This window comes from Enterobacter sp. AN-K1 (assembly GCF_020971765.1).
GTDB lineage: Bacteria > Pseudomonadota > Gammaproteobacteria > Enterobacterales > Enterobacteriaceae > Enterobacter > Enterobacter hormaechei_C.
The window spans coordinates 2339964-2351574 of sequence record NZ_CP087390.1 but is presented as its reverse complement, the minus strand read 5'-3'; the positions used below and the strand labels follow the sequence as shown (position 1 = coordinate 2351574).

Sequence of the window (11611 nt, the reverse complement as noted above, 5' to 3'; positions counted from 1 at the left end):
ATCAATATGTAGTAATTTATCGAACCTTAAGGCCTACATATAGATACTTGGTTTTGGATTCAAATTTTTAAGATTTCATGCAAAAAAAGAAATTTATTATCAAGGACTACGACAATTTTCTTCGCTCGATTTCCTTCCTACCCAAAGACTTAAGCCAATTCCCCAAACTCATTCCCTCAGATTTTGCCGCAGCCTCAAACTGTTCCTTCAACTCCGGCGTAATACGAATTTGAAACGTCGGTGCTTTTCCGGATTTTGACTGATTAGGGTCGCGTTTAGCTGTTGACATGTACGTACCTACAAGAGCAAGATATCTTCACTGAGGTACGTACCTTATCATACAAAAACCTCAAATTGAAACGCCCTCGTCGGGTACTCGCAATACCGGACGAGAGCTAACCTCACCAACTATCAAGGAGTTGATTATGGCTGATTCGCATTCTACCCCAGACACCGACCAATCCGGAACCGAGCGTTCGTTAATTGTGGGATACCGCCCGAATGTTTTCGACAAATCCACGCCGAAAATCATCCTTTCCGGCAAGTGGCTGCGCGCGGCGGGGTTTGATACCGGGCAGCAGGTCACGGTAAAGATCATGAAAGGGTGTATCGTTCTGATGGCGTATAACGAGCAGGAGCAGAGGTTGCAGGATGATTATAAACGGACGAAAGCAAAGCTTATTGAGATAGAGAACGCGCTTGCAGCGATCCAAATTCCACATGCTGGAAAGCGCCTCGCAAAATCAAATACAAACCACCTGGCTTAGCGGCTGTTTCTGGCATACTACCTGCCTGGTGCATTAGATGTGGAGGCGACATGGCAGATAAAGACGTAATCCAATCCCCGGCAGGCGAATTTGTTATGTTTGCCAGTGATGATGGAACGGTTCGCATCACATGTCGCTTTGAACATGAAACACTCTGGCTGTCGCAAGCAGCCATTGCGTCTCTTTACCAGGTCACCCCTCAAGCTATTACTCAGCATATTAAAGCTATTTACGAAGAAGGTGAGCTTGAACAAAAAGCAACTTGTAAGGCTTACTTACAAGTTCAGCAAGAAGGTCAGCGCAAGGTCAATCGCAACACACTTCACTATAGCCTGCCCGTCATTCTCGCCATCGGCTATCGCGTCCGATCCACGCGAGGTACGCAGTTCCGCCAGTGGGCCACCCAAACGCTCCAGGAATACCTGGTTAAAGGCTTCGTTATGGACGACGAGCGCCTGAAAAATCCGCCTGTGGGATCTTCCGCCGTCCCTGACTATTTCGATGAAATGCTGGAACGCATTCGCGATATACGTGCCAGCGAACGCCGGGTCTATCTTCGCGTGAGGGAGATTTTCGCATTAGCTGCTGACTATCAGCCGTCGCTCAAAGAAACCACGCAATTCTTTCAGACCATCCAGAATAAACTGCATTTTGCCTGCACTGGGCACACCGCTGCTGAGTTGATTCACCAACGTGCGGACGCCACTCAACCGCATATGGGGCTGACCAGCTATAAAGGCGAAGAAGTCCGTAAAAGCGATGTCACCACCGCAAAAAATTATCTGTCTCAGGATGAGGTGAGCGAGCTTAATCGCGTCGTTAATATGTGGCTCGATTTTGCCGAAGATCAGGCCAAACGCCGCAAGCAGGTATTTTTACGAGACTGGCAAACCAAGCTCGATCAGTTCCTGCAATTCAACGACCGGGACGTTTTAGAAGGCGCAGGAAAAAGCAGCAAGAAAGCGGCTGATGAAAAGGCGTGCTCAGAATACATCGAATATGAAAAAAAGCAGCGCCTGCTGAAAGAGGCCGAAGGTGAGAAAGATATTGTCGGCTTATTAAAATGGGATAAGCGGGCTAAGCGCTAATCCCGGTATTTCTGCTCAGCTTCATATGCAACAGAGGAAACGGATTCCCCTGCCCGTCCAGCTCCGAGCGCCCGACCTGCTCAAACCCCATATGGCGATAAAACGCCACCCCCTGCGGATTCTGCTCGTTCACATCCACTTCATTTACGCCGAATTCTGCAATGGCATATTGCAGCAGCATTTTCCCGATACCCTTCCCCCGGCTCGCATCATCCACAAACAGCATTTCAATGCGATTTTTATCCACGCCCAAAAAGCCGTGAATAATACCCACGTCATCCCGGGCAATCACAACCCTGAGATTAGGCAAATATGCGTTGAGCAATAACGGACGCAGCGCCGCGATATCGCTTTCCTGCAAAAAGCGGTGCGTGGCGCGAACGGACGACTCCCAGACTGCGACGAGGCGTTCAAATTGTGAGGGGTGTGCGGCTTCTATTTTCATGATGATATTCCGGTTGAGTAAAGTTTCAGGGCAGCATGTAATGATATTCAGCTCTGCGACGTGCGCCACACGCCAGGCGTACAACCATACTCCGTCTGAAAATGACGAATAAAGTGCGCGCAGTCGCTGAACCCCATCCGCTGCGCAATATCCGTCACGCTTTGCTGTGAGTTCTTCAGCAGCCAGCAAGCATAGCGCAGTCTGGCACTGCGGATAAATTCGCGGGCCGTTTTGCCGAATTCTGCGTGGAACAGACGGTTGAGCTGGCGTTCACTCAATGCCACTTCTCGCGCAAGCCCGGCGGTGGTGAGCGGCCGGGTCAGGAACTGTTCTATCAGCATGACGGCGCGGCGCAACCGCGAGTCAGGGATAAGCGCAAAATTCGCCGGACGCGGGGTGGCAATTTCATGCGGAACGAGCGACAAACGCTGACAGGTGGTGCTGGCGATATCATCCCCGGCATGGGCGCGGATAAGCTCAGTTGCCAGCGTCAGGGTGGAAATACCGCCCGGGCAGGTCAGCACATCGCCATCGTCGATGAAATCATACCCTTGCTCAGCATAAACCAGCGGGAAAGCCTGCCGAAATGCATCAAGGTGGAAAGGATGGATGGACGCTCGTCGTTCATTCAGCAATCCTTCCTGTGCGAGGACAAAACTGCCGGTGCCAATGCCAATGAGCGGAACCCCGGCATGGTGGGCATGTGCCAGATACGCTTTATCCCCCTGATACCCTAAGTCCAGATACTGCAATTCACCGCCGATAACAGCAAGGTAGTTAAAACTGTCCGGCGGCGCATGGGGAGAATCCGGTCTCATGATAATCCCCGCATTGCTGATAATCGGGATATCAGGAAATTCACTTATCAGGCTGATTTTAAATGCTAATTTATCCTGAGCTTTCGCTGCATAACGCAGCGCCTCCAGCAACCCGGAGACGGCCAGGAGTGAATAACGGGGCCATAATATCAACCCAATATGCAGACACTTTTCCGGTACTGATTTCCCCCCATCGGAGGAGTCAAATACACTTTTCATTTACTTGCCAAATTTAAAATTAATTACATTATCGCAACATGATCTGTCGCACTTTTTATTTCTAAGGTAATCCTGATATTTTAAATCAAGCATAAATGAGACGGGAGGAAAATATAATGTTTTTCTCGTTTATATCATTCTTTTTTTGAGCCACGACACACATATGTCGGTAATGTTCCTAAGGTAAAGATATAGTTACCATTATGTTGTTCATTGATCCGCATATAAATACTCTTGCCCGGATAGACAAAGAATTGCGGTTCATATTTTTCCAGCCAGCTGTCGTCGACATTATCGTCCGGGAACGTCATATTTTTTTCTGACGTCAGCAAATAGAGATGATCCTGTCTATCCACCCGAAAGGAAATTTTCCTGTCGATGGTTTTACCCGGATCGCTCTTTGCCCGGCCATTCATGCTCAGGGTGCCGAATTTCCCGTCGAAGGTGTAATTCAGCCAGACCGTCAGCGTCTCATCCGGATGGTGCTGGACCAGATTAGCCTGGCATGAAAAAGGCTGAACGTAAGTTCGGTGCCACAGGTAATAGCCCGTCAGCACGCCTGCCGTGACGAGGCCCGTCACGATGATATACAGCATCTGCCGAAAACGAGTCATGCTAGCTATCCTTCAGGAAATAATCAGATATACAGCGGTTCGGTTCTTTCATTGGCTGGTCGCAGCGAATAACCGACGCACGAGGAAGCAGAGCGTACCAGCTGATGTAAACCCAGGGATATTGCGCGCATTCAGCCTTGAATTGTTCCACATAGGTCAGCGCGGAAGCGCGTTCAGCGTGGGTCTGAATGTCGTTCGCAAGATAAACGCGACAGGCTCCGACGGATGCCGCAAAACGGTAATCCTCAACAAAACGGTTTTCTGAGGCGTTCATATATCCCGTCACGCCTGCCCCGGCCAGGATGATCAACAGCCCCATGACAACAGCCAGCCAGCGCGTGGGCTTCCTGGCAACGGGCGTTGCTGGCTCGGAGGGTGCAGAGACCTCCTCGATCGCTGGCGCCTCTACACATTGTCCCTCTGCGGGTTGAGGCGCGACGGGTGAAGACTCTCTGACGGTTATTTGCGTGTCGCTTGCCAGCGTCAACCCAATCCGCGGAATGGTAACGATAGGGTCAGTTTCAAAACCAATCTTTTTGAGCCCTTTGCGCAGGATGGAGATGTTCTGGTAATAGGTATTGGAGGAGACAAGCATGCCGCGGCTTTGCCAGACAATATCAAGGAACTCTTGCTGAGTGACAATCGACCCCGCTCTGTCGATTAATAACAACAGGCATCGGCCTGCTGGCGAATTTAACACAACCACACGGTCAGGATTGTTGATATCACGTAACGTGCTGGCCGCAGGATGAAATTCGACGATATTATTTATAATGTAATGCTTATGCATAGGGGCAGTATGAATTCTCCGGTTAACAGATGTTGAACCTGGGTCACCGCATGTATGGGATGACATTCACGTCGGGATTAATGTGACTGATTAACGTCATGCTGTATATCTTCGCCATTGGCGAAAAATCTTAATTTATATTTCATCCCTTAAGCTTCACTGAACCTGCATAAGAACTCAACCCTTGTAGAATGCGGCTTGCAGAGCCGCTTCATCCGCGATCATCCTCATTATGATGTTTTGTGAAGTGAATTTCTGCTCCACAGAAGTATCTGACTACCGGCAGCATCTCATTTATCAGGGCCTCATCTTTTGGTGCGCTCCTCGCCTCTTGACATTGACAAATATCTACATAAAAAAACATTGTACGCCACGGACATGCGTGTCTGAAATATTCAGCATCCTTAAGCCTTAAGTTTTCTCAATCTGACCAATATCAATAACTTACATGGTTTTTGTATGCTTTTAAGCCACCTTTCTATCAGTTTTTATCGATGATAACATTCGTAAATTGTTATTCCCCGTCAGCAACTTCACACCCGCACTGACACCAGACGACAAACTCCTTACAAAACATTTATCAAAGCTAAATTTTCATTAAAAATAGCGGCTATCATAATTTACAGAAAGCGAAGCGGAATAAGACCAATCAGAGGGAAGCGTCGTAACCGGTCTCGATCTTAGTAATTAATACAATTTTAGATTAATTCAGATTACCTCTTTATTGGCCGACGTATAGTAGGCCTACAGTATGCAATACGTCATTGCTTCGAGAATACTGGCGATAACCTTATAAATAATTCGCCTGATTACTATTATAAATCGAGGAATAACATGACGAACAATAGCCAAATAACACAGCATATAACTGTTGCACTGATGGGCGGCGATCATTATGCAAGAAACGGCATTAAAACGTTATTAAGCAGCATCCGCGACGACCTTCACATCATTATCATCGAAGGAGGTTATCAGGAACTGGATAAGGCGCTGTCGTCGATTCGTATCGATATCTTATTTATATCCGGCGCAGAGAAATACCATACAGGGTATGACTCACTGAAATATTTAAAAAAAATCAAAGTCACGCAGCCTGAAGTGATTATCTGCCTGTACTCAACCTCTGCCCATTCCCTGTTATGGGTCCGGGAAGATATTGATGCCTATATCTCGCTACAGAACACGGTTTATCAGTGGCGGATAAAGCTAGCAAAAATGGTCGATAGCCATTATCGGCCCCAAAAGCAGCCAGCGGCGTTATCGCTGACGCCTGGAGAAAGGAGGGTATTAAAGGAACTCAGGAACGGACTGGATATACGTTACATCGCAGAACTGGAGAAACTTTCTTATCGCCGCGTGAGCGCCTTAAAAAGCTCAGCGATAAGGAAACTCGGGCTCAGGAATAAGACAGATTTGCTGGTCTTTTTAACCAGTTAGACCTGCCGCTTTCAGAGCAAATCTCGTAATAAAAAAATCAAGGAACTATGAAATGAAAGCACGCCTTACTTGCCATTCTCTGCTGGCATTAAGCATTGCCGCCCTGCTGCCAGCGGGCTCAGCACTGGCCGCCACCACCAGCGGCGGCACGGTTAACTTCAGCGGTAAAGTGGTGACCTCCGCCTGTGCCATCAGCGCCGGTAGCGCCAATATCGACGTCGACATGGGTGAAGTGCGTACCGCCACGCTGGCTGCCGCAGGCAGTGAAGCCAGTACCGCAAAAGCCTTCTCCATCACCCTGGAAGATTGCGAAATCGCCGATACCTCGGCGTCCACGGAAGATAACCCTATTGCCGCAACGACCGTGGCTATCACCTTCACCGGTACACCGGACAGTACCGATGTGAATAGCCTGGCCGCGGGAGTAAACGGCGGCGCGGGCTCGGCGCAGCATGTCGCTATCCGTCTTTATGACGAACAGGGCAACGTCGTCAGGCTGGGTGAGCCGGCAGCAGCGATCCCCCTGCGTGCGGGGGCGAACATCCTGAACTTCAGCGCGAAATATTACTCCCCACTGGGCAACGCCACGGCGGGTGATGCCAGCGCGGTCGCCACCTACACCGTGACCTATTCGTAATCTTCAGGCCCGGTCTGCTGGCCGGGTCTGACTCAGCTTTCAGGAGACGCACTATGCGCGTAAACACATGGATTTGTCTGGCTGGCACGTTATGTTCATCCGCCGTGTACGCAGGCGGCGTGGGGTTAGGCGCAACGCGGCTGATCTACACCGGCGCGGCTACGCAGACGATGATGCAGGTAAGAAATACCCACCCTGATGCCACGTTTCTGATCCAGTCCTGGATGGAAGACGAGAAAGGGAGCCGTACCAACGACTTCGTCATCACGCCGCCGCTGTACGTCATGAAGCCCGCCAGCGAAAGCGCGGTGAAAATCATGTTCAGCGGCGACGCCCTGCCAGCCGATCGCGAGACGCTGTACTGGATGACGGTCAAAGCTATCCCACAGCAGGTTAAAAACGGTTCCGGCAATTCGCTGCAATTCGCCTCTGCCAACCGCATCAAGGTCTTTTATCGCCCGGAGCGGCTCAGGGAAGGTGCAGGGGAGGCATGGAAAAACCTTGCCGGCGCCTACCGCGCGGGCAAGGTCACGCTGACCAACCCAACGCCGTATTACCTCACCACCATTAACGTGAAAATTGATGGCAGGCCGGTGTCGCCCGTCATGGTGCCGCCGAAATCCAGCGTGACGCTGGCAGACACCTTCAGCCATGCGAGCAGCTTAAGCTACCAGACGATTAACGATTATGGCGCCTGGACGCCCGTTACCCGCACGTCATTGTCCCAATAATAAAAACAGTAAGGCGTGACCACATGAAAATTAAAATCCTGTGCGCCACGGCGATCGCCCTGGTGATTCGGCAAGCCGTGGCTGCCGAAAGCGAGCTGCAATTTAATCCTGCGTTTCTCAACGGCGAGCGCGCCAACAGCGCCGATCTCGCCTGGGTCAACGCCGGGAGCGCGTTGCCGCCGGGCGAGTACAATCTTAACGTGTATATCAACACCCAGTTCGCGTTCACAGGTAACGTCACGTTTCGCGTCGCTGAAAACACCGCCGGTGAAGCCCTGCCGTGCCTTACGCCTGCGCAATTCGCCGCACTTGGCATCGACAGCCGTCAGGCTAAAGGGGGTGAGCTGCCGCCTGCGCAGCGCTGCATTTTTTTAACCCAGTCATTCGCCGATACCCGGTTTGATTTTGACCAGAGGACGCTTACCCTCAACTTCACCGTACCGCAAAGCGCGATGCGCGCTCTGCCGCGCGGGTACGTCAGCCCGGAGAGCTGGGAGTCCGGCATCCCTGCCGCTTGGCTGAACTATGTGGTCAATGGCGCGAATAATGACTACCGGGGCGAGACGCGCACGCGGGAACAACAGCTGTTTGTGAGCCTCAACAGCGGCGCCAACCTGGGCGCATGGCGGCTGCGTGATTTCACCACGTGGACCAAAGAGAGTAACGAGCTCACCCACGTCCAGACCTGGCTACAGCGGGATATCCGCGCCCTGCGTGCCCAGGTTTATGCCGGTGAAACGTTCACCTCATCGCAGGTGTTTGACGCCGTTGGCCTGCGTGGGGTTGCCCTGAAGACCGATGACAATATGTTGCCCGCCAGCCTGAGCGGTTACGCGCCCGAAGTGCGTGGCATCGCGCGCGGCAATGCCACGGTGACGGTTCGCCAGAACGGTAACGTCATCTATCAAACCTCCGTTCCGCCGGGGGCGTTTGTGCTGAAAGATCTCTATCCGACCTCTTCCGGCGGCGATCTCGCGGTCACCATTCAGGAGAGCGACGGTAGCCAGACGCAATACACCCTGCCCTTTGCCAGCGTGCCGAATCTGGTGCGTAACGGTCAGGTCAAATATGCTCTGGGGGCGGGGAAATACCGCCCTGCGGGCAATCAGATCTCGCCCTCCTTCGCGCAGGGCGAGCTGTTCCTGGGCTGGCGATACGGCCTCACGTTTTATGGCGGGGCGCAGTTTTCCGATCGCTACAACGGCCTGGCCTTCGGTATCGGGCAGAATCTCGGCCGCTTTGGCGCCTACTCCCTCGACCTCACCCATGCCCGCAGCCAGCTGGCTGATAATCAGCACTACACCGGTGATTCGGTGCGCCTGCGGTACAGCAAGCTGCTGAACGATATCGGTACGCGAGTCAATTTCTTCTCGCTGCGTTACTCAACGGCAGGGTTTTATACCCTCAGCGATACCACTTACAAAGGCATGGCGGGCGGAGCGCCAAAACAGACCGTGGAAGACGATGGCACCGTCACCACTCACTACGACACGGTTTACAACCTGCATATGTCGCGTAAGGCAAAAAATCAGCTTCTGTTGTCGCAGCCGATGGGCGAATACGGCGCGCTGTCGCTGTCCTGGGATCAACAAACCTACTGGAATACGTCAAAAACCACGCAAAGTTTGCAGTTCGCGTGGAACGCGACGTTTCGTAACCTGTCGCTTGGCATCAGCGCCCAGCGTAGCTCTGGCCTGTACGACAACAAGAAAGACAATATCCTCGCGTTGTCCCTGTCGGTGCCGCTGGGTAACCCGGCGCTGTCGACCCGTCTCCGTTTTACCGCTACCCATGCGGATCCCGCTGGCACCACCGCCAGTACCGGTGTCAGTGGTTATCTGCCGGGGCAGGAGAATCTTTTCTATAGCGTCAACCAGCGCTACAGCGCGCAGCAGCACTACGGCGGCGATGCCGCGCTGCAATACGAGGGCGCGTGGGGAGACTATAACCTGGGCTACAGCTACGCCGGTGACTCCCGCAACCTCAGTTACGGGATGAGCGGCGGTGCGGTGCTGCATGAGGATGGTCTGACGCTGAGCCAGCCGCTCGGGAACACCAATATTTTGGTGAAAGCCCCGGGCGCCAGCCATGTCGCCGTGCTCAACCACAAGGGCATCAAAACCGACAGCCGGGGCTATGCGGTGATCCCGTACGCCACGCCGTATCGCGTTAATCAGGTTGCGCTGGATGTCACCACCGTGGGCAATGACGTGGAACTTGAGAACGCCATCGCCAATAAAATCCCCACCGACGGGGCACTGGTTCGCGCCACCCTCACCACGCGTCAGGGGGCAAAAGCGATGTTTATCGTACGTCACGCTAAAGACGTGCTCCCCTTCGGCACGCTGGTCTCGTCAGAGGATGACAAAGCCAGCGGTATCGTCGGCGACGGCGGCAGCGTGTATCTGACCGGCCTGTCAGCGGAGGGAACCTTGCATGCCGTATGGGGGCGCAACAGCGCCCAGCGCTGCACGATCCGCTATGCGTTGAACCCGCAGAATTATCACGCCCGCACCGGGCTTTATTCCCAGGAGGTCATATGTCAGTAACCATCCGGTTCCTCCCCCTGATCCTGCTGATGTTCATCACCGTTCCCGCGCGCGGCTATGACGTGCTGGTTTCCGTGACCGGCAACGTGATCGGCAATACCTGCATTGTCTCGGAAGATTCGAAGGAGCAAAACGTGCCGCTGGGCACCCTCGGCGTGAAGCAATTTAGCGAGGCGGGCGCGGTCAGCAATATCAAAACGCCCTTCACGCTCACCCTTGAAGCATGCGGCCCCACCTTTGCTGGCGTGAAAATCCGCTTCAGCGGTACGCCGGATGACGAGAACCCGCAGCTTCTGAAAGTCGCTGACAGCGGCGCGACCGGCGTGGCGGTGCAGATTCTGGATAAAGACAGCGTACTTATCCCGCTGGACACCCAAACCGCTGCTTACGGCGCGGCGGGGGATGACAGCGTAAAAATGACCTTCTATGCGCGACTGGCCGCCACGGGTGCGCCGGTCAATGCCGGAGACGTTTCGGCAGTGGCGACCTGGACGACGGAGTATCAATAATGCGTTTACTGTTTTTAGCCCTGTTTTTCATGTCCTCTCAGGCACTTGCCCTCTCCTGGACATCGGATATCACCCTTTCGCCAACGCCCATGTCGTGGTCCGGCCCGGCAGACTCCATCGTGCCTGGAAAGACGATCGGCTCTGAATGGAGCGCCTCTGCGAGCGTCTCGGAAGTGTTCTGGTGCGGCCTGGTATTTACCTGCTCCAAAGGGACGCTGGAGCCGAGCAGCAGTATAACCGCCACCGGCATCACGGTTATTCTTGATGGCGCAAATTACATGGTATTTGAAACGGGCGTGCCCGGCATCGGCTTCATTCTTGGGCTTAAAGATTATAACGGCACCACCTATGTCCCGATGCAGACGGGCATTACGCAGAGCTATCCGGCCGATGGGACTAACGGTTACGCCACCGCACTGGGCTGGTCGGCAAAAGTGACGTTTATCAAGACCGGCGTTCCGCTGAAATCCGGCGTATACCAGACCCCGACCATTAACGCGGCGATCCTGACGGCCTATAACAACGAAGTGAAAACCGCGCAGGTGATCATCAACCCCACCACCATCACGGTGACGGCAAGCGGCTGCACGGTAGGCACAAAAAGCGCCAACGTCGACCTGGGCACCATTGATATTCACACGCTGCCCAGCGTAGGCAGCACCTCGCCGTCGGGGGAGTTTAACGTCAGCCTGACCTGCGATGAGAACGTGGCGGTTAACGCAGTGATGACCGATCAGACCACACCGTCAAATACCTCGTCGGTCGTGACGCTGACCGGGGACTCCACGGCCTCCGGCATTGGCGTACAGTTTTTCTATAACGGTACCGGGCCGCTGATGATGGGGCCGGACAGCTCGTCCGCAGGTACGACGGGACAGTTTTTCATCCAGACCACCAGCTCGGCACAAACGCTGTCCCTGCCGTTCCAGGCGCAGTACATCCGAACCGGTGAACTGGTCCCCGGCTCGGCCAACGCCCTGGCAAGCATCACCTTTTCGTATCAGTAG

The 11611-nt window shown here is 53.3% G+C and carries 13 protein-coding genes; 8 read left to right on the top strand and 5 right to left on the bottom strand.

The window, feature by feature from the left end; all coding sequences use genetic code 11:
• Window positions 1-106: 106 nt before the first annotated feature.
• Entirely contained in the window at window positions 107-289 is a 183-nt protein-coding gene (locus LOC22_RS11270; protein WP_072202563.1) for a toxin-antitoxin system HicB family antitoxin, read from the bottom strand.
• A gap of 136 nt (window positions 290-425) precedes the next feature.
• Between LOC22_RS11270 and LOC22_RS11265 the strand changes: the two genes are divergently transcribed.
• Together LOC22_RS11265 and LOC22_RS11260 are read left to right on the top strand one after the other, a co-directional pair.
• Window positions 426-767 (top strand): SymE family type I addiction module toxin, encoded by a 342-nt coding sequence (locus LOC22_RS11265; protein ID WP_015570064.1) that lies wholly within the window; start codon window positions 426-428, stop codon window positions 765-767.
• Window positions 768-817: 50 nt separating this feature from the next.
• The gene (locus LOC22_RS11260; protein WP_230238896.1) at window positions 818-1855 is read left to right on the top strand and encodes a virulence RhuM family protein; all 1038 of its coding nucleotides are present in this window, start codon (window positions 818-820) and stop codon (window positions 1853-1855) included.
• Here LOC22_RS11260 and LOC22_RS11255 read toward each other — a convergent pair.
• The 4 genes from LOC22_RS11255 to LOC22_RS11240 form a co-directional block, all read right to left on the bottom strand.
• Complete coding sequence (locus LOC22_RS11255) at window positions 1845-2300, bottom strand: GNAT family N-acetyltransferase (protein ID WP_015570066.1); 456 nt, start codon at window positions 2298-2300, stop codon at window positions 1845-1847. The two genes, LOC22_RS11260 and LOC22_RS11255, sit on opposite strands and share 11 nt — an antisense overlap.
• Window positions 2301-2347: 47 nt before the next feature.
• Entirely contained in the window at window positions 2348-3118 is a 771-nt protein-coding gene (locus LOC22_RS11250) for a GlxA family transcriptional regulator (protein WP_223230145.1), read from the bottom strand.
• 353 nt (window positions 3119-3471) lie between these two features.
• Window positions 3472-3951 carry a hypothetical protein gene (locus LOC22_RS11245; RefSeq protein WP_023302856.1) on the bottom strand — a complete coding sequence of 160 codons (480 nt, stop codon included), beginning with the start codon at window positions 3949-3951 and terminating at the stop codon, window positions 3472-3474.
• A gap of 1 nt (window position 3952) precedes the next feature.
• Window positions 3953-4741: a winged helix-turn-helix domain-containing protein gene (locus tag LOC22_RS11240; protein WP_230238895.1), complete on the bottom strand. Its 789-nt coding sequence runs from the start codon at window positions 4739-4741 to the stop codon at window positions 3953-3955.
• Window positions 4742-5575: 834 nt separating this feature from the next.
• Between LOC22_RS11240 and LOC22_RS11235 the strand changes: the two genes are divergently transcribed.
• Genes LOC22_RS11235 through LOC22_RS11210 form a run of 6 tightly spaced genes read left to right on the top strand, consistent with a single transcriptional unit; the run spans window position 5576 to window position 11611 of the window.
• Window positions 5576-6178, top strand: coding sequence for a helix-turn-helix domain-containing protein (locus LOC22_RS11235; RefSeq protein ID WP_015570068.1), 603 nt, complete (start codon window positions 5576-5578; stop codon window positions 6176-6178).
• A gap of 52 nt (window positions 6179-6230) precedes the next feature.
• Window positions 6231-6815 carry a fimbrial protein gene (locus LOC22_RS11230; RefSeq protein WP_015570069.1) on the top strand — a complete coding sequence of 195 codons (585 nt, stop codon included), beginning with the start codon at window positions 6231-6233 and terminating at the stop codon, window positions 6813-6815.
• Between the two features lie 53 nt (window positions 6816-6868).
• Window positions 6869-7546, top strand: coding sequence for a molecular chaperone (locus LOC22_RS11225; RefSeq protein ID WP_032104018.1), 678 nt, complete (start codon window positions 6869-6871; stop codon window positions 7544-7546).
• A gap of 23 nt (window positions 7547-7569) precedes the next feature.
• Complete coding sequence (locus LOC22_RS11220; protein ID WP_015570070.1) at window positions 7570-10095, top strand: fimbria/pilus outer membrane usher protein; 2526 nt, start codon at window positions 7570-7572, stop codon at window positions 10093-10095.
• Window positions 10086-10604 (top strand): fimbrial protein, encoded by a 519-nt coding sequence (locus tag LOC22_RS11215; RefSeq protein WP_023295683.1) that lies wholly within the window; start codon window positions 10086-10088, stop codon window positions 10602-10604. The genes LOC22_RS11220 and LOC22_RS11215 overlap by 10 nt, the downstream gene beginning before the upstream one ends.
• On the top strand, window positions 10604-11611 hold the full coding sequence (locus LOC22_RS11210; protein WP_017383645.1) for a fimbrial protein: 1008 nt from the start codon (window positions 10604-10606) through the stop codon (window positions 11609-11611). The genes LOC22_RS11215 and LOC22_RS11210 overlap by 1 nt, the downstream gene beginning before the upstream one ends.